18 protein-coding genes are annotated in these 18270 nt (G+C 66.3%); 11 read left to right on the top strand and 7 right to left on the bottom strand.

Annotation, left to right across the window (positions count from 1 at the left end):
• Window positions 1-53: 53 nt before the first annotated feature.
• The 4 genes from QM707_RS09330 (at window position 54) to QM707_RS09315 (ending at window position 4627) form a co-directional block, all read left to right on the top strand.
• The gene (locus QM707_RS09330) at window positions 54-1190 is read left to right on the top strand and encodes a diguanylate cyclase domain-containing protein (RefSeq protein ID WP_415001575.1); all 1137 of its coding nucleotides are present in this window, start codon (window positions 54-56) and stop codon (window positions 1188-1190) included.
• Window positions 1191-1274: 84 nt separating this feature from the next.
• Window positions 1275-3311, top strand: coding sequence for a M13 family metallopeptidase (locus QM707_RS09325; protein ID WP_415001574.1), 2037 nt, complete (start codon window positions 1275-1277; stop codon window positions 3309-3311).
• Window positions 3311-4087 carry a dimethylarginine dimethylaminohydrolase family protein gene (locus tag QM707_RS09320; RefSeq protein ID WP_415001573.1) on the top strand — a complete coding sequence of 259 codons (777 nt, stop codon included), beginning with the start codon at window positions 3311-3313 and terminating at the stop codon, window positions 4085-4087. The genes QM707_RS09325 and QM707_RS09320 overlap by 1 nt, the downstream gene beginning before the upstream one ends.
• A gap of 93 nt (window positions 4088-4180) precedes the next feature.
• Window positions 4181-4627: an aspartyl protease family protein gene (locus QM707_RS09315; RefSeq protein WP_415001572.1), complete on the top strand. Its 447-nt coding sequence runs from the start codon at window positions 4181-4183 to the stop codon at window positions 4625-4627.
• Between the two features lie 149 nt (window positions 4628-4776).
• Here QM707_RS09315 and QM707_RS09310 read toward each other — a convergent pair whose 3' ends face one another.
• From QM707_RS09310 to QM707_RS09290, 5 genes are all read right to left on the bottom strand, one after another.
• A complete protein-coding gene (locus QM707_RS09310; RefSeq protein WP_415001571.1) occupies window positions 4777-5082 on the bottom strand; it encodes an EF-hand domain-containing protein in 306 nt (101 codons plus the stop codon).
• Between the two features lie 230 nt (window positions 5083-5312).
• Window positions 5313-7241 carry a M56 family metallopeptidase gene (locus tag QM707_RS09305; RefSeq protein WP_415001570.1) on the bottom strand — a complete coding sequence of 643 codons (1929 nt, stop codon included), beginning with the start codon at window positions 7239-7241 and terminating at the stop codon, window positions 5313-5315.
• A complete protein-coding gene (locus QM707_RS09300; protein ID WP_415001569.1) occupies window positions 7238-7624 on the bottom strand; it encodes a BlaI/MecI/CopY family transcriptional regulator in 387 nt (128 codons plus the stop codon). The genes QM707_RS09305 and QM707_RS09300 overlap by 4 nt, the downstream gene beginning before the upstream one ends.
• Before the next feature lie 177 nt (window positions 7625-7801).
• A complete protein-coding gene (locus QM707_RS09295; RefSeq protein WP_415001568.1) occupies window positions 7802-8359 on the bottom strand; it encodes a hypothetical protein in 558 nt (185 codons plus the stop codon).
• A 44-nt stretch (window positions 8360-8403) separates the two neighbouring features.
• A complete protein-coding gene (locus tag QM707_RS09290; protein WP_415001567.1) occupies window positions 8404-9591 on the bottom strand; it encodes a GGDEF domain-containing protein in 1188 nt (395 codons plus the stop codon).
• Window positions 9592-9707: 116 nt separating this feature from the next.
• On the opposite strand from QM707_RS09290, the gene QM707_RS09285 reads away from it, so the two are divergent.
• Entirely contained in the window at window positions 9708-10478 is a 771-nt protein-coding gene (locus QM707_RS09285) for a DUF2971 domain-containing protein (protein ID WP_415001566.1), read from the top strand.
• Between the two features lie 18 nt (window positions 10479-10496).
• Window positions 10497-11036 carry an EF-hand domain-containing protein gene (locus QM707_RS09280; protein WP_415001565.1) on the top strand — a complete coding sequence of 180 codons (540 nt, stop codon included), beginning with the start codon at window positions 10497-10499 and terminating at the stop codon, window positions 11034-11036.
• 10 nt (window positions 11037-11046) lie between these two features.
• Here the strand turns inward: QM707_RS09280 and QM707_RS09275 are convergent, their stop codons facing one another.
• Window positions 11047-11532 carry a GNAT family N-acetyltransferase gene (locus QM707_RS09275; protein ID WP_415001564.1) on the bottom strand — a complete coding sequence of 162 codons (486 nt, stop codon included), beginning with the start codon at window positions 11530-11532 and terminating at the stop codon, window positions 11047-11049.
• Window positions 11533-11635: 103 nt separating this feature from the next.
• On the opposite strand from QM707_RS09275, the gene QM707_RS09270 reads away from it, so the two are divergent.
• The 5 genes from QM707_RS09270 to QM707_RS09250 all read left to right on the top strand — a co-directional run bounded on the left by QM707_RS09270 (window position 11636) and on the right by QM707_RS09250 (window position 16894).
• Complete coding sequence (locus QM707_RS09270) at window positions 11636-13114, top strand: aminopeptidase P family protein (protein WP_415001563.1); 1479 nt, start codon at window positions 11636-11638, stop codon at window positions 13112-13114.
• A 39-nt stretch (window positions 13115-13153) separates the two neighbouring features.
• Window positions 13154-13951 carry an AraC family transcriptional regulator gene (locus QM707_RS09265; protein ID WP_415001562.1) on the top strand — a complete coding sequence of 266 codons (798 nt, stop codon included), beginning with the start codon at window positions 13154-13156 and terminating at the stop codon, window positions 13949-13951.
• Between the two features lie 74 nt (window positions 13952-14025).
• Window positions 14026-15081, top strand: a complete 1056-nt coding sequence (locus tag QM707_RS09260) for a serine hydrolase domain-containing protein (RefSeq protein WP_415001561.1) — start codon at window positions 14026-14028, stop codon at window positions 15079-15081.
• Window positions 15082-15175: 94 nt separating this feature from the next.
• Entirely contained in the window at window positions 15176-15739 is a 564-nt protein-coding gene (locus QM707_RS09255; RefSeq protein WP_415001560.1) for an NADPH-dependent FMN reductase, read from the top strand.
• 75 nt (window positions 15740-15814) lie between these two features.
• Complete coding sequence (locus tag QM707_RS09250) at window positions 15815-16894, top strand: hypothetical protein (RefSeq protein WP_415001559.1); 1080 nt, start codon at window positions 15815-15817, stop codon at window positions 16892-16894.
• Window positions 16895-16910: 16 nt separating this feature from the next.
• On the opposite strand, the gene QM707_RS09245 is transcribed toward QM707_RS09250, so the two are convergent.
• Window positions 16911-18191 (bottom strand): Calx-beta domain-containing protein, encoded by a 1281-nt coding sequence (locus tag QM707_RS09245; protein ID WP_415001558.1) that lies wholly within the window; start codon window positions 18189-18191, stop codon window positions 16911-16913.
• Between the last annotated feature and the right edge of the window lie 79 nt (window positions 18192-18270).

The raw sequence follows: 18270 nt of genomic DNA, 5'->3' as shown, positions 1-18270 counted from the left end.
CGACGGGACCTGTCGCCGGTCGGTTAGACTGCCTCGGGGAGGGCTGTCGGGGCATGGCGAAACTGCGGTTGGACGACAAGGCGGGCAAGGATCCGGAGTATTTCTGGGACCGGCAGGACGCGCTTGGCCGTCGCGCCATGCTGACCGAAATCCTGGCCCAGGTTTCCCGCGAAGCGCTGCTCGGCGAAGGCCTCGAAGCGGTGCTGCAGGGCATCGTCGATTGCCTGGTGCGGCGCCTGCCGGTAGGCATCGCCAGCATCATCCTGCTCGACGACGACGGCAGCGGTTTCGTGCAGGAGGTTTGGGCCGGCGTGCTCGATCTCGATACGCCGGTGGGCGCACCCGCGAACGGGCCATGGCCGGTCAGCGTCGGCGCCGCCGGCCGATGCGCGCGGACCGGTCAGCCGCAGCTGATCGTCGGTGTCGAGAACGATCCGGACTACGTGCCGGGCAATACCGCCGTGCGTTCCGAATACCTGCTGCCGATCGTGCACCACGGGCGCATGCTCGGCGTGCTCAACATCGAAAGCACGCGCGAGGATTTCTTCACGCCGGAAGCCTGCGCCGTGTTCGACGCGGTGGCCGCGCAGGTGGCCGGTGCGATCCATCTGGCGCGCGTCGTCGGTGAACTGGAGATCGCCAACCGGAAGTTGCAGGCGCTTTCGCTCAGCGACGGCCTGACCGGCATCGCCAATCGTCGTCGTTTCGACCAGCAGCTCGAGCAGGACTGGTTGCGCATGGCGCGGGAAAGATTGCCGCTGGCGCTGGCCCTGGTCGATGCCGATTGCTTCAAACCACTCAACGATGCGCGCGGCCACCTCTATGGCGACGAATGCCTGCGCGAACTCGCGCGCCTGTGCACCGACGTGGCCATCGGCGCTAATGATCTGGTCGCTCGCTATGGCGGCGAGGAACTCGCCTTGCTGTTGCCCGGACGCAACCTGCGCCAGGCCCGCAACATGGCCGAGCGATTGCGCCGCAACGTCGAAACGCAGCGCATGCTGCATCCGGCTTCGCCAGTGGCCGGGCATGTCACGGTGAGCATCGGCGTGACGGCCCTGATGCCGAGTTCGGCCCAGTCTCCGCAGCGCCTGATCGAAATGGCCGACCGCGCGCTGTACGCGGCGAAAGCGGGCGGCCGCAACCGCGTTGTCGGTCGCGGGCTGCGCCGGCTGGTCGCCGGGGCATGACCTTCGGGTCGTGACCCCGGCATCCCGCGCTGCCATGGTCGCTGTCTGCACGTCCGATTCGCGGAATTTCCAGGAGCTCTTCGCATGACCGTTCGCACCCGGTGGTTCTTGGCTACGCTGCTGGTCTTCGCCTTGCCATTGAACGCGCGCGCGGCGACGCCCACCGCCGACTTCCTGCAGGCGAACATGAATCCGGAAGTCGACCCCGGCGTCGATTTCTTCGAATACGCCAATGGCGGTTGGCTGGCGCGCAATCCGATACCGGCGTCCGAATCGTCCTGGGGCATCGGCAATGCCGTGACCGACCAGATCCATCTGAGCCTGCGCAAGATCAACGAGCAGGCGGCGGCCGGCCCGCGAACGCCAGGCAGCGACGAGCAGAAGATCGGCGATTTCTGGGCGACGGCGATGGACACGGCGCTCGCCGATCGGGTCGGTACGCAGCCGCTTACCGACGAATTCCGCCGCATCGATGCCATCGATGGCGCGCGGCGCGCGCTGGACGCGGCTTTCGCGCTGCATGCGATCGGCGTGGAGCCTTTCTTCGGTTTCTACGTCGGCCAGGACGAGAAGGACAGCGCGGCGATGGCCGTGCACCTGGGGCAGGGCGGCCTCGGCTTGCCCGATCGCGATTTCTATTTCAACGACGACAAGGACGTGGCCAATATCCGCAAGGAGTACGTCGCGCACCTGGCGCGCGTGCTGGCCCTGCTCGGCCGCAATGTCGAACGTGCGCCGGCCGATGCCGACGCGGTGATGCGTTTCGAAACCGAACTGGCCGCCGCCTCGCGCAAGCTCGAGGACCTGCGCGATCCGCAGGCGAACTACAACAAGATGACCCCGGCCGAACTGACGCGGCGGAACACGCCGTCGATCGACTGGGCGACGCGTTTTTCGGCTTGGGACATCGCGCCGGCCTACGTGATCGTCGGCCAGCCGGAGTTCATGGCGGCACTGGACGGCATGCTCCGGCGCACGCCGGCGGGCGTGCTGCGCGACTACCTGCGCCTGCGCCTGATCACGACTTACGCGGACACGCTGGGCAGCGGCTTCGACGACGAGAACTTCAGCTTCCATGGCAAGGTGCTCTCGGGTCAGAAGCAGCAGCGCGCGCGCTGGAAGCGAGTGCTCGACAGCGAGGACACGGCGATGGGCATGGTGCTTGGCCGCATCTTCGTCGGCGAGTATTTCTCGGCGCAGGCCAAGCAGCGTTATGTCGACATGGTCGAGGCCGTTCGCACGACCTACCGCGATCGCATCGATCGCCTGGAATGGATGAGCCCGGCGACGAAGGCGAAAGCGCGCGAGAAGCTGGCTTCGATCACGCCGAAGGTGGGTTATCCCGACAAGTGGCCGGATTTCTCCAGCCTGGCGATCGGCCGCGATTCGTACGCCACGAACATGATGAATGCGATGCGCTGGCACCACGCCGACCGCCTGTCGAAGCTCGGCAAGCCGGTCGATCGCAGCGAGTGGGTGATGACGCCGCAGACCTACAACGCCTACTACAACCCGTCGAACAACGAGATCGTGTTGCCCGCGGCCATCTTCACCGTGCCGGGCACGCCCGATGCGCTGGTCGACGATGCCGTCGCCTATGGTTATGCCGGCGCCTCCACCATCGGGCACGAGATCACCCATGGTTTCGACGACGAGGGCCGGCAGTTCGATGCGGCCGGCAACCTCGCCGACTGGTGGACGGCGCAGGACGCCAAGCGATTCGAGCAACGGGCCGCGCGCATGGTGCAGCAGTTCGATGCCTACGAGCCCTTGCCCGGCCTGCACATCAACGGCAGCGCCAGCCTGGGAGAGAACATCGCCGACTACGGCGGCGTACTGCTGGGCCTGGAGGCGTTCAAGAAAACCGAGCAGTACCGCAAGGGCGAGACCATCGGTGGCCTGACCCCGCTGCAGCGCTATTTCATGGGCTATGCCCTGGGCTGGATGTCGCGGCCGCGCGAAGAGGTGCTGCGAGCGCGCCTGCTCTCGGACGTGCATGCGCCGGCGAAATGGCGGGTGCTGGGGCCGATGTCGAATATCCCCGAATTCTACGAGGCTTTCGGCGTCGAGCCCGGCGAGCCGATGTATCGCCCGGCCGAAGAACGTGTGAACATCTGGTAATGAGCCAGTTCACCCAAGCCATCGTCCGCCTGCCCGGCAGCAATTATGCCGACGGGCTGACGCGCGTGGACCTCGGCGTACCCTCGATGGCGCGGGTGATGGCGCAGCATGAGCGTTACTGTTCCGTCCTGCGCGATTGCGGATTGGAACTGACCGTTCTGCAGGCGGACCCGCGCTATCCCGATGGCACCTTCGTCGAGGACACGGCGGTGTTGCTGCCCGATGCCGCGATGATCACCCGTCCGGGTGCCGACAGCCGGCAGGGCGAAGTGATCGCCATCGATGGCGCGCTGCGAACCCATTACTCCTCGTTCGAGCGCATCGAAGCGCCAGGCACGCTCGACGGCGGCGATATCTGCGAAGCCGATCGCCATGTCTTCATCGGCCTGTCGCATCGCACGAACGAAGAAGGCGCGGCGCAACTCGCGCACTGGCTGCGTGAGCATGGTTACACATCCAGCACGGTCGATATCCGCGGCATGGACAGCATCCTGCACCTGAAGAGCGGCATCGCCTGGCTCGGCGATCATCGCCTGCTGGTGATCGAGGAGCTGGCCGATCATCCCGCCTTTGCGGGCATCGAACAGGTCGTCGTCGAACCGGACGAGATGTATGCCGCGAACGCGATCCGCGTGAACGACCATGTGCTGGTCGCCAAGGGTTATCCGAAGTTGCAGGCCCAGCTCGAAGCCCTGGGTTACGACTGCGTCGCGCTCGACATGAGCGAGTACGCGAAGATGGATGGCGGGCTGAGTTGTTTGTCGCTGCGGTTCTGAAGTTCTCGCTGCCCCGGAGCGAGTTCATCCGGCCTGGCGATGGGTTCGGATGCTTGTCATCGGGCGACACACGCTCGCTGTGGAGATGAAAGCATGAGCGAGCTGGCTGACTTCCTGGCATCGCGCGGTTATGTACGCATCCCGCTGACGCGCAGCGCCGTCGGGCACTACCACACTACCGGCACGCTCAACGGCCGGCCGGTCGAAGTGATGGTGGATACCGGTGCCGCCTGCACGGTCGTCGCGATGTCCCTGGTTCGTGCGCTCGGCTTGAAGTCGGAGTGGTTGAACAAGGACGCGGGTGGGGCGGGGGGAGCGCTCGACCAGTTCATGATCGAGGGCGCCGAATTTCGCTTGGGCGACTTCGCGCCGCGACTGGTCGGGCCGGTCGGACTGGATTTCGAGTCCATCAACGCGCCGCTGCGAGCGCAGGGGTCGGCCGAGGTGGACATGATCCTCGGCGCCGACGCGTTCGACGCCCATGCCGCCGTGATCGACTACGCCAGCCAATCACTTTTTCTCAGAGCGATCATGAGTTAAGCGGAAATGGTTCCGAAAACGGCGGCGCTTGAAAGATTGCGCCGCCGCCTTTCGGCGACGGCGCGGGCGAACCAGTGACGACGATGCGCGGCGTCCGACAAAGGGGGAGAGGGAGCGCCGCGTACCGTCGTTACCGCCTCACCAGGGGCTTACTTCTTGCTGGTCTGCACGCTGGGATTGGCGGCGAGGTAGCTGCGGTATTCGTCGCCGCTGAGCTGCCCGTTCGCATCGCCATCGGCCTGGTCGAAGATCTCGGCGAGGCTCTTGTTCGCCGTGGCTTCGTCCTTGCTCAGGCTGCCGTTGCTGTCCTTGTCCATCTCGGCCCAGCTCAGCGCGGCGGGGGCCGGCTGAGCTTCCGCGACGGCGGCGGCTTCCTTGGTGTCCTGCGCGAAGGCGGAGGCGGTGAACAGGCTGGCGAGCACGCAGCTCATGAGCAGGGTGTTGGAGTTTTTCATTGTGATCGTCCTGTGGGGGTGAGGAAGAATGCGACTCCAGTCGCGGCGCCACCATGTCACCCGTTTCGTGAACGATCACTGATGCGAAAACATGCGAACAAAAAAATAATGCCGATCTAACCGAAGGATAATTTTTCGGCGCTCTCGTCGCATGTTCGTTCAGCTGGCAATGCGATCTGCAAAGAAAAGGGCGGCCGAAGCCGCCCCTTCTTTCTGTTCAGGAATTCCGCTCAGCGCGCGTTATCGACCGGCTTCGCCTTGCCGTTGCGCAGCGCCTGCTCGATCAGGCCGCGCACTTCGCTGTCGGCGGCGTGGCTGAGCTTTTCCTGCTGCTTGCCGAGCGCGCCCAGGCGTCGACCGATTTCTTCCATCGGCTTGCTCGCGGCTTCCATCTCGCGGCCGAGCGCTTCCATCGGCTGGTGCGCAGCCTCGAGCTCGCGGCTCTGCTTTTCCATCGCGAGGCTCAGCGGCTCCATCTTCTGGTGCAACTGGTCCATCTGGACATGCAGGACTTCCATTTTCTTCGCGATCGTCTCGCGTTCGACGGCGCTGTCGACTCGGCTCATGTCCTGGGCCAGCGGCTCGAGCTTGCGGCCGAGCGCCTCCTGCTGCCGTCCCAACGTTTCCATTTCGCGGCCGAGTCGTTCCATCTCGCGGCTGTTGGGCTGGCCGCGCTCGCTGAGGGCTTCCATCTTCTTGCTCAGCGTTTCCATCGCGCGGCTGTGGGGTTCCATCTCCTTGCTGATCGCTTCCATCTTCGCGCCCATCTCCTCCGCCGGCTGCCAGGCGCTGACGGCCTGGGCGATCAGCGCAGGCTCCTGGATCAGATAGGCGCGACCGTCCTGGCGGAACCAGATGAAGTCGCCGTCGACCAGGCGCATCGCGCGTTCTACGTCGATGCGATCGCTGCGATCGCTCGAGACGGTGATGCTCTCGTGACCTTCGCGCACGAGCGCATAGGATTGCTTCGACTTGTAGTTGTCCTCGTCGTCCTCGTCCGTTTCGATGTAAGTAGTGCCCAATACCGATGCAATGGCGCCGGTGGCGGGCACGGGAGCAACCGCGGGCACGGCATCGACGGCCGACACTGCGGCCACGGGGGCGACCGACGCCACGGGGGAAGTGGCATCGACCGGCGACACCGCGGCTACGGGTGCGACGACCGCGACGGGGGCGGGCCGGTTCTGCGCGAAGACGGTGAGGCAGACCGCCGCGAGTCCGAGCACGGGCAGGGCCGTTTTCCAGCTGAAAGCGTGCTTGGACGGGCGGATCAGGCGTTGTATGCGTGTCATGAGGTTTCCTCCATTGGCCGCGGGGGCGAGGGATGAGGTGGAGAACTGGAAACGATCCAGTTCCTGGAGGGCCAACGCCAGGCGCCTAGGTTCGCCGAGGGCGCGGGCCGCGAGATCGTCGGCGATCTGTTCGCGCTCGTCGCGGACGCGCCGCGACAGCCACCAGACCACCGGGTGATAGAACAGCAGCGCTTCGATGGCGCTCTGCAGAAGATTGACGAGGTAATCGTGGCGACGAACGTGCGCGAGTTCGTGCGCGATCAGCGCTTCGAGCAGGTCCGGCGACAAGCGCGCGATCAGGGCGCTGGGGACGATGACGACGGGGCGCCACCAGCCGGCGGTGATCGGGCTTTCGATGCGATCGCACAGTCGCAGGCCGACATCGCGCCAGAGGCCGAAGCGTTCGACGAGACGGTCGAAACGCAGCTGCCAGAGACGATCGACGACCGGCCCCGGTTCGCGACTGATGCGGCCGACCCAGGCCAGGCCGATGAACATGCGCAAGCTCAGCAGGCCGGCGCCGATCGACCATGCGATGACGATCCAGGGCATCCGGTCCTGCAAGGCCGGGCGCAGGGTTTCCAGTTTCACCGTATCGAACCGGACGGCGAGATCGGCATCGGCGGCGAGCGCCGGCACGGCCGATGGCAGGGCGGCTTGCTGCAGTCCACGCCAGACCTGCACGGAAGGAATCGCCAGGCAGAGTACGAGCGCGACGCAGGCGACGGCATATCGCGTTTGCGGGCGCGCGTTGCGCAGCGCGGCCAGGACGATGGCGGCAGCGAGGCCGATCAGCGCGCCTTGCCAGACGAAGTGCAGCAGGGCCCAGCCCAGCGTGGAAACCAACGCGTTCGGGTCGAGGCTCATGGCTTGTCTCCGTTGAGCAGCTTCTGGATTTCCTCGCGCTCCTTGCGGGTGACATGACCACCACGCAGGGCGGCCATCACCAGGTCCTTGCCGGAACCGGCGAAGGCTTTCTGGATCAGGTCCTTCAGCAGGCTGGTGCGCAGCGAATCCTGCGCCTGCGCCGGTGCATAGACATGCGAGCGCTGGCTTTCGTCGCGGACCAGCAGGCCCTTGCCGTGCATGACTTGCATCAGGCGCAGCACGGTGGCGTAAGTCGTCTCGGGCCGCTCCTTCAGCAGCACCTCGTGCACCTGCTTGACCGTGGACGGACCCAGCGGCCACAACGTGCGCAGCAGGTCGAGTTCGGCGGCGGTGGGTTTCGGCGGGGCGGGAGTCTTGGCCATGGCGCGGGTTCCTGAGCTTGCAAGCAGGCTAGAACACCTAGACCGATTTGTCTAGACCTTTTTGTCTATGACTGATGGCAGGGGTCCCTGTCCCCTGGGATGCAGGGCGGCGCCGAAAGGATGCGATGCGACAGGGCGCGTTCGCCCGTGCCCTTGCGGGCCGCCGCTAGTGGCGGCTCAGGGCCAGAGCCAGACGAACGCGAAGGCGCTGACGGTGCCGTAGATCAGCGCATCGAGCAGGTCCTTCGCGACCGTGCCCCAGGGCTTGGCGAACCAGATGCCGTTCGTCACGCTGCCGCAGCCATAGGCGAGCAGGCTGATCATGCCGACCAGGTGGCCGGCCGCATGCGGATGCGCCTGCAGGCCGACGACCTGCAGCACGAGCATTGCGGCGATCGTGGCGATGGCGAGGTTCAACAGGAACCACTGGAACAGGATGGGCCCCATCCCCGGGATGCCCGGCTTGCGCACGATCAGCACGGCGATCGGGCCGTCGCGATAGCGCTTCTGCATTTCTTCGGTCTGCATTTCCTTCATGCCGTCGCAGTAAGGCAGCGTGTACTGGCCCGGCGGCAGCGGCTTGCTACGCAATGCCGCAGCGGCGGCGTCCTCATCGGGAAGCCGGCGGAAATCCGAATGGTGCCAACGGAACAGCATGTGGATCAGCGCGCTGGCGACGAAAACGCCGATGGCGGCGACGAGGATGGGCAGCCAGACGGCAGGCAGCATGTGCATGGAAGACTCCCGGTCAGGAAAAGGCGGATGGCCGCGTGATCATCTCAGCCGGCCATCGCGGACGCCAACACCACGCGATCGCGACCGCCGGCCTTCGCCGAATACAAGGCGCGATCGGCCTGGCGAAGCAGGTCCTCGAAATCGGCGTGGCTCTCGTCGAGCACCGCGATGCCGATCGACACCGTCAATGCGATGGGCGCCTCGCCGGCGTGCAGCGGTTGCGCACGCAGCGCGTCCTGCAGGCGTTCGGCCCTTCGCCGCGCACGCACTGCATCGGCGCCACGCCAGAGCAGGATGAACTCTTCGCCGCCGAGGCGGCCGGTCAGGTCGCGTTCGTCGCAAGCCGCAAGCAGCTTCTCCGCCAGGTATTTCAGGGCCAGGTCGCCGGTATCGTGCCCGTGCTGGTCGTTGATGCGCTTGAAATGATCGACGTCGAGCACCGCCAGCGAAAGCTGTCCGCCTTCGCGCCGCGCCAAAGCGAACGCCTGCATGCCGGCCTGCGCCACCGTGCGGCGGTTGGCCAGTCCGGTCAGGTAATCGGTGGAGGCCGCCTGTTGCCATTGGCGGCGGATTCGCTCGGAGCACATCAGCAGGAACGCCGTCGTGCCGATCACCGGCAGCGTCGTCATGACCACCAGCGCGAGCGCACGGATGCTGTTCCCGGTCTGCAACAGGCTGGCCTCGGCGGGCGGGATGAACAGCGTCTGCACCGCGCGCACGACCATCAGCAGGGCGATCACCATGAAGATCGCCGATTGCACGCGCTGGCTGGTCATCGGCTGACGCTCGCCGTAGCGCTGCAGGGTGTAAACGCAGGCGAACATCACCGATGCCAGCGCCAGCGAGGCGAACAGGATGCGCGCGCCCAGGTTCGGGTGTATCGCGGCGAACCAGAACACGCCGAACGTGCCGATCACGGCGGGCCACAGGATGGACCAGCGATCGGGCAGGCCGTAGAACTGCCGCAGGGCACGCAGGTAGCCCGTCATGCCCAGCAGGATGCAGGCATTGGCCAGCGGCAACACGAAGCCGGCGGGCAACTGCGCCTGCACGGCCTGCAGGATGCAACCCGCCGCCTGCAACAGCGTCGCCACGCGCCAGCTGAAGGCGCTGGGTTGCACGTCCGGCGCCAGCGTGTCGTGCATCAGGCCCAGCACGCCGCCGTTGAGCAGGATCATCAGGGTCGCGACCAGAAAGACGGTATGCGGCTCGATGGTGAACAGAAGCGGCATGGTCGATGGCCAGGGCGGGCTGGGGAAATGCTAGCACCGGCGAAGGCCGCACGAGGCCTTGCGGCGCCTGCCGCGACCGGCCATCCTCAAGCGCCGTGACGCGGAGCACAGACCCGATGCAGGACGACCGCCGGCCGCTGAGCGCGAAGTCCCTGCCTGCGCTCGAATGGAAGCGTTGCGGCGAGAACGTGCTGATCGATGCGGCGGCGGACGATCTCGCGCGCTTCCAGGTGTATCGCTACTGCTCGCTGCCCGAAGCCCTGCAACTGTTCGGCGCCGGTACCTGGACGATGGCGCATCCGCGCCTGTGGCCCGACAAGTACGAACATCACGTCAGCCGCAGCCTGTTCGACGGCGCCGGGCCTTTCGCCAACGTCTCGGCCTACCTGAAATGCCTGAGCCTGGAGTTCGGCTCGAACGCGTTGTGGCGCATGTATGCCGGCGCGATCGGCGTCGTGCGCATCGGCATCGCCTTGCAGGATCTGGTCGTCATGCTGGACAAGGCCGAACTGCCGGCGCGTTCGAAGATCCACGTCGCCCGCGTGCGTTACATGGACGAACGACCGATGCTGCGCGAAGTGAATCGCCTGCTGCGCGATCCGCCCAAGGCCGGCGCCGAGGCGGCGATGCAGGCGCTGGCGATGAAACGTTCCGGCTTCGCCTACGAAAACGAGCTGCGCATCTGCCTAGTGTCGCCGCGCCGCAGCGATCCGCCGCCGGTGCAGATGTTGCGGGGCCTGAAGACGGAACGCATCAAGAGCCTGCATCTCGATCCCTACCTGCCGGCCTGGCAGGCGGACGAACTGCGCGTATTGTTCGAAACACGGTTGGGCATCAAGGCCAAGGTGGCGCAGTCCGCCTTCGATGCCGAAGTGCCCGCTCACTGATTTTCCCGGGAGAACCTCATGTCGCATCCTTTGCCTGCTTTGCGTAACCGGTTGCTGGTGCTTGCCTGCGCGTGCGTGCTCGCCGCCTGCGGGGGTTCGGACGACAAGAAGGCCGAACAGTCGGCGCCCTCGGCTCCCGCTGCGCCTGAAGGGGCGACCCCGGCGGCGGGCGGCAGCGAAATCAAGCCTTCGTCCGAAGCCGCGGCGGCCCGATCGCAGATCGAACAGCTGTTGCAGATGCTCGATGCCGACGGGGACGGCCGCATTTCCCGCGACGAGCACCTGTCGCGCGTCCACTCGATGTTCGATCGCATGGACGCCGATCGCGATGGCTACGTCAGCGTCGAGGAAATGGATGCGGTGCGCAGCGAATTGCACGGGGAGAAACGTACGCCTTCGCAGGTCGAATTGTCCAAGGTCGATGGCGATGGCGACAACCGGTTGAGCCAGGACGAACATTCGAAATCGACTCAGGTCGAATTCGACCGCATGGACCGCGATCGCGACGGCTACCTGACCGCGATCGAACTGGAACAGGCGCAAAGCGCCGGTCGATGAGCGCGCGGCCCTAGGCGACCGGCGCGACCTGCAGCGAGACGCGTTTTTTGCCGTCGGCGACGAGCTGCGAACCGACTTCGCGAAAACCGTAAGCGGCATGGAAGCGCCGCGAGGCTTCGTTCGGCGGTTCGACATCGAATTCGCAGGCGATGCGCTCGAAACCTTGGGCGCGCGCCCAGGCGAAAAGCGCGTCGTACAACTGCCGGCCGAGTCCGCGCCCCTGGAAGGCGGAGGACACGACGACACGATCGACATAAAGGAACTGCGGGAAGTTTTCCGAGAACCATCGATAGTTCGGGCTGGCGTAGTCGGCGCCTTCGCGCAGCGCCAGCAGGAACGCGGCGACCTCGCCATCGATCTCCACGACCCGATGCCAGGCGGCCTGGCCATGCAAGCGACGCAGGCCGGCCAGATCCAGCGGGCTCAGGAAGGCGACCGACTCCTGGTTCAAGGCGAGCAAGGCGGGGAAATCGCTGTCGAGCGCGTCACGGATCATGGGGATTTTCCTGGGCAGGCATGACTTTCGTTGGGGTCGGGCCGTTGGCGCGTGGTGCTAGCATTCCCCGGTTCCGACGAGGACGCTCCGGGGAGATCCGATCATGCGACACACGATGCTGCGCCTGCTGGCCGCTGCCCTCATTCTCGCACCCGTGCTGACGGCTGCGGTTACGCCCGAAGAATATGCGGCTCGCCGCGCCGCGCTGGCGCGGCAGATCGGGCCCGACGCGATGCTGATCCTGATGTCGCCGCCGGCTTCGGTGCGCAATGGCGATGTCTCCTGGCCGTATCGCCAGGAGGACAGCATCCTCTACCTGACCGGTCTGAAAGAACCCGATACCACGCTGGTGCTGGTGCCCGGCGAGCAGGATCATCGCGAGATCGTCTTCAGCCGCGACAGCGATCCGTCGCAGGAACTCTGGACAGGCCGCATCCCGAGTTTCGACGAAGTCTCCAAGCACAGCGGCGTCGCCGAAGTGGCGTCGGCGGCGCAGTTCAACGGTTTCGTGCGCGCGGCGATGGAAGGTCGCGCCTGGGGTAAACCGAGCACCTATCGCTCCTTCGGCTCGGCCGGCCTGCCGGCGTGGCGGCAGAAGGTGCGCGATGGCAAGGCGACCGTCTGGCTGATCATGGAAAGTCGCGGCTATCGCGGCGACGCCAGCGCCGAGCAGAAGTTCATCGAAGAACTGCGGCGCAGCTATCCGGAACTGCAGTTCCGCGACGCCTTTCCCTTGCTGGTTTCGATGCGCATGGTGAAGAGCCCGGCCGAGATCGCCACCCTGCAGCGCGCGATCGACGCGACCACCGAAGCGCAGAAGGCGGCGATGCGCCGCGTGCTGACGGCGAAGCACGAGTACCAGGTGCAGGCGACGATCGAATTCACCTTCCGCGACCAGGGCACCTGCTGCTGGGGCTTCCCGTCCATCGTCGCTTCCGGCAAGAACGCGACGACCCTGCACTACGAGACCAACAACGATCCGATCCCGCCCGGCGGCCTGATGCTGACCGACATCGGCGCCGAAGTGGAGGGCTATTCGGCCGACGTCACGCGCACCTATCCGCAGGACGGCAGTTTCAGTCCCGAGCAGCGCGCCATCTACGAGGCGGTGCTGCGCGCCCAGACCGAAACCATCGCGATGATGAAACCCGGGGCTTACATGCGCGACGTGCATGAAGCCGCCGGCCGTATCCTCGGCGAGGAGTTGCTCAAGCTCGGCCTGGTCAGCAAGAACGAGCCGGCCCAGGTGCGCTGGTATTTCCCGCATGGCCTCGGGCATGAGCTCGGGTTGCGCGTGCACGACGTCAGCGACCGCAGCCGCAAGATGGAAGCCGGCATGGTCATCACCAACGAACCGGGTATCTACGTGCGCGCGAACGACGTGCGCGCCAGTCGTGCCTATGCCGCCTTGCCGGCCAACGAACGCGCCGGTATCGACGCGGCCCTGGCCAAGTACGCCGACATCGGCGTGCGCATCGAGGACGATATCCTGATCACCGACGGCGTGCCGAAGAACCTGTCGGCCGCGGCACCGCGCACCGTCGCCGAAATCGAAGCCTTCATGCGCGCTGCCGGCAACTAGGGCTTCGCCTGCCTCGCGATGTCCGCTCCCGTGCTCCGCATGCGGCCGCGGCGCTTCTTCGGCGAGTATCGCGCCGAGCGCCGCGTCGGCGAACTGGCGCTCGCCGAGCTGGAACCGACGGTGCCGGAAGACGAGGTGCGCCGGCATACGCACGACGACGCGCACTTCCTGCTGTTGCTCGAAGGCCAGTACCTGAGCGAAGCGCGTGGCATGCCGGCGCTTTGTTCGACGCGGACGCTGGTCCTCAATCCGCCGGGCACGACGCATCGCGACCGGTTCCGCGGATTGCAGGGCCGTTTCTTCACATTGTCCGTGCCGGCGCAGGCCTGGCAGGAGGCCGCTACCGTGCGTGCCTTGCCGGAATCGGCGCTGCGCATGCCGGCCACGGCCCTGGTGCGCGCGACCTTGCTGCGGCGCGAGCTGCAGGAATGGGACGGCGCATCGCCGTTGGCGGTGGAGGCAGGCTTCGAGGAGTTGCTCGACGCCGCTGCGCTGGCGCGCGCCGAATCGGCGGTGCATGCGCCGGCCTGGCTGGAGCGCGCCTGCGATCGTTTGCGCCAGGATTGGTCGGCGACGCCGCGACTGGCCGAATTGGCGCGCGAAGCCGACCTGCATCCGGTGTATTTCGCCCGCGCGTTCCGCCGCCGCTACCGTTGCTCGCCCGGCCAGTACCTGCGGCGTTTCCGCCTCGAGCGCGCACTGGACATGCTGCATGAGCGCAGGGCCTCGCTGGCCGACATCGCCCTGGCCTGCGGCTACGTCGACCAAAGCCACTTCACCCACGCCTTCCGTCGCGCCTATCGCTGCACGCCGGCGCAGTACCGCGCCCTGGCCTGAAACCGGTTCCGAACATACAAGGCGAGACGGCCCGCTTTTGCTAGTTTTGGGGCGTCCCTGTCCTGGAGCCGGTCATGACGTCGCTGCGCCTTTTCAGTTTCTTCCTCGCGACCGCCGTCGCCTTGCCTGCCATGGCGGCGGACGACCGGCGTTTCGACGACATCACGCGCGCGGTGGAGGCGGGCGAGTACAAGCAGGTCACCAGCGTGCTGATCGCACAAAACGGCAAGCTGGTGTACGAGCACTATTTCGACGAGGGCGGGGCGGAGGCGCGGCGCAATACGCGTTCGGCGACGAAGACCATCGCCGGCATGCTGGTGGGCCTGGCGATCGCGGACGGGAAGATCGCTGGCGTCGACGCGGCTGTGCTGCCCTACCTGCACTACGACAAACCGATCGAGAACGACGATCCGCGCAAGGCCAGGATCAGCTTCGCCGACCTGTTGACGATGTCCTCGCTGCTCGAATGCCACGACGAGAACCAGTTCTCGCGCGGCAACGAGGAGCGCATGTACCTGGTCGAGGACTGGGTGAAGTTCTATCTCGACCTGCCCATCCAGGGCTTCCCGGCCTGGATGCCGAAGCCGACCGACTCACCGCATGGCCGCAGTCTGCGTTACTGCACGGCAGGGGTGACGACCCTCGGCGCGGCAGTGCAGGGCGCGGTCGGCGAGAACCTCGATGCCTATGCGCAACGGCGCTTGTTCGCGCCGCTCGGCATCGAAAAACCGGAATGGCAGTATTCGCCGCTCGGCTTGCCGCAGGCCGGCGGCGGATTGGCCCTGCGCAGTCGCGACCTGCTGGCGTTGGCCCAGCTCTATCTCGACGGCGGAAAACGCGAGGGCAGGCAACTGATGCCGCCCGACTGGGTGCGCGCCTCGACGACGGCGCAGGCGAACATGCAGGAGGGCGTCGACTACGGCTATCTGTGGTGGCTGATGCGTTTCCCGGTCGGTAGCGCGCAATGGTCTTCGTACGCGATGAACGGCGCCGGCGGCAACACGGTGCAGGTATTTCCCGAGCAAGGGCTGGTCGTCGTCGTCACCACCGTGAACTACAACGTGCAGCAACCGCATCTGTTGACGATGAAGCTGTTGTCGGAGCGCATCCTGCCGAAATTCCAGCCCTGAACCGCCACGGCGTTCACCGCGGGCTCATGCTGGCGATTGCGGCGCCGCGCGGCACGGCGCAGGATGCAGGGGCATCCATCGGAAGGAGGCTCGCATGATCCGCATCCTCGGCATTTCCGGCAGCCTGCGCGCCGGTTCCTACAACACGGCCCTGCTCAAGGCCGCCACCGGCCTGGTGGACGAGGGCGTCGTGCTGGAAGCCGCGGGCATCGCCGGCATCCCGCTGTACGACGGCGACCTCGAAGCGGCGCAGGGTATTCCCTCCGCCGTGCAGGCCTTGAAGGCGAAGCTGCTGGCCTGCGATGGCCTGCTGCTCGCGACGCCGGAATACAACAACGGCATCCCGGGTCCATTCAAGAACGCGATCGACTGGCTGTCGCGCCCGACCTCGGACATCAAGGCGCATTTCAACGGTAAACCCGTCGCGGTGATGGGCGCCTCGCCCGGCGGCTTCGGCACCATCCTGTCGCAGAACGCCTGGTTGCCGGTCCTGCGCACCCTGGGGACGCAGCCCTGGTGGGGCGCGAAGCTGCTCGTTTCGCGTGCTGGCAATGTATTCGACGCGGGTGGCGAGCTCGTGGACGACAAGGTGCGCGCGCAGTTGCGCGAATTCGTGGCCGGCTTCGCGCGTTTCGTCGAGGACAGCCGGCGCGCCTGATTGCGTCGTCATGCCTGCGGGCACAGGGCGACGCGTGTAAGATCGCGGCGCCCCGCCCGAGAGCTGTCCCAACCCATGAAAGTACGCTTCTGCAGCCCCGTGCGTTCGCATATCGGCTATGGCGAACTCGGGCGCATCCTCGTGCACCAGTTGCTGCAGGCCGGCGTCGACGTTTCCGTCGCGCCGATCAGGATGGGCGAGGCGAACCTGGATTTCGGACCGCTGGGCGCCCAGGCGCAGGCGCGTACGCTGCAAGTGGACCGGGTGGATGTGAACATCGTCAGCATGGTTCCGCAGATGTTCGCCCGCTTCCGCGACCCGGCGGCCAAGAACATCGGCTATACGATGTTCGAGACCGACCGGCTGCCGCCGGAGTGGGTGGTCGAGTGCAATCGCATGGATGCGATCTGGGTGCCGTCCGAGTGGGGACGACAATCTTTCCTGGCTTCCGGCGTGTCGGTGCCCATCCATGTGGTGGGCGTGCACGCCGAGGCCCGCGAGCCGGCGCTCGAACCTGTGGAAGGGCCTTTCCGGCTGCTTTCCATGTTCGACTGGCAGCCGCGAAAGAATCCGACCGGCCTGCTGCGCGCCTACTGCGCCGCCTTCCATCGTCGCAAGGACACGGTACTGGTGCTGAAGGCCGGTCATGGCGGCGGCAGTGCGGGCGATTCGGAACGGCAGCTTCAGGCCGCCGTGGCTTCCATCTGCAACAACATCGGGCCCGCCGCCGATCTTCCGCGCATCGAGCTGGCCTCCGGCCTGCTGTCGAGCGAGCAGGTACAACGAATGCATGCCGGCGCGCACGCCTATCTCAGTCTTTCGCATGGCGAAGGCTGGGGTTTGCCGGCCTGGGATTCGGCCTTGTTGGGCAAGCCGGTGTTGCATACCGGTTGGTCCGCGCCGACGGAGTTCCTGCCGGACGCGTCCTGCATCGCGTATCGCATGGCGCCGGTTTACGGCATGCATCCGCTGATGCCGTTCCACGACGGCAGCATGCGTTGGGCCGATCCCGATCTGGACGATGCCATCGACAAGCTACGCGAACTCGAGGCCAACTACTCGGTTCGCGCCGACGCGGCGCGGGAGCATTGCCGTGGCCTGCGCGAACGCTACTCGTTGCCGCGCAGGCTGGAGCAGTTGCGCGCCGCCCTTTGAGCGGCGCGCCTGCCGATCAGTCGTCGTTGGCGATGTTGCCGAAGGCCAGGTTGTCGATGGCGATGGCGCCGACGACCGCCGTCACGTTCACGCGGAAGCGCTCCGCGCCTTCCTTGCTCGTGTCGCCGTTCACCAGCACGACGAAGGTCTTGCTGGTCTGGCCCGCCGGGATCGTCTGGCCGGCGGCGCTGTTGGCGACGTAGTCGCTGTTCGACAGGGCCGTACCGTTCGCCGTGGCGATGTTGTAGGTCACCGGGCCGGCGGCTGGCGCCGAGAGGCTCACCGTGAACGTGGCGGCCGTCGTGCCGCTGTTGCCTTCGGTCACTGTGACGTCGGCGATGCTCAGGTTCGGCGTTCCGCCGCCACCGCCGTCGTTGTCGACGATCGTGCCGACGCCCTGCGCATCGGTCACGGTAGCGCCGACGACGCTGCTGACGTTGGCGAAGAAAGTCTCGTCGTCCTCGTCGGCGGTATCGCCGTTGATCGTCACCACGAAGGTCTTGTTGGTTTGTCCGGCCGGGATCGACTGGCTGCTGAGGCTGCTGGCGACATAGTCGCTGCCCGCCGCCGCCGTGCCGTTGGCGGTGGCGATGCTGTAGGTCACCGCGCTGGCCGACGCCGCCGACAGGTTCACGGTGAAGGTCGCGGTGGACGTGCCGCTGTTGCCTTCGGTGACGCTGACATCGGTGATGCTCAGGTTGGGCGTCGCGACGGCATCGTCGTTGTCGACGATCGTGCCCATGCCCTGGGCATCGGTCGCGGTGGCGCCGCTGACGTTGCTGACATTGGCGAAGAAGGTTTCGTCGTTTTCGTCGCTGGTGTCGCCATTGATCGTCACGACGAAGGTCTTGCTGGTCTGGCCGGCCGGAATCGACTGCCCGGTCAGGCTGCTGGCGACATAGTCGCTGCCGGCCGTGGCCGTGCCGTTGGCCGTGGCGATGTCGTAAGTCACGGCGCCGGCCGCCGGCGCAGAAAGGCTGACCGTGAAGCTCAAGGTCGACGTGCCGCTATTGCCTTCGGTGACGCTGACATCGTTGATGCTGAGCGTCGGCGCGCTGCCGCCGTCGTTGTCGATGATCGTGCCGACGCCCTGGGCGTCGCCCAGCGTGGCGCCGGTGACGCCGCTGAGGTTGACGAACAAGGTCTCGTCGTTTTCGTCCAGCGTGTCGCCCTTGACCGACACGATGAAGGCCTTGCTCGTCTGTCCCGCCTGGATGAGCTGGCTGTTCAGGTTGCGCGCCGTGTAGTCGCTGCCGGCGGTCGCCGTGCCGTTGGCTGTCGCGATGTTGTAGCGCACTGGTCCCGCGGCGGCGGCCGACAGCTGCACCGTGAAGGACAGGTTCTTCGAACCCGCAGTCGCCTTCGGTGACCGATAC

Source organism: Arenimonas sp., assembly GCF_047602345.1.
Lineage (GTDB): Bacteria > Pseudomonadota > Gammaproteobacteria > Xanthomonadales > Xanthomonadaceae > Arenimonas.
This window is presented reverse-complemented; position numbering and strand designations above follow the sequence as displayed.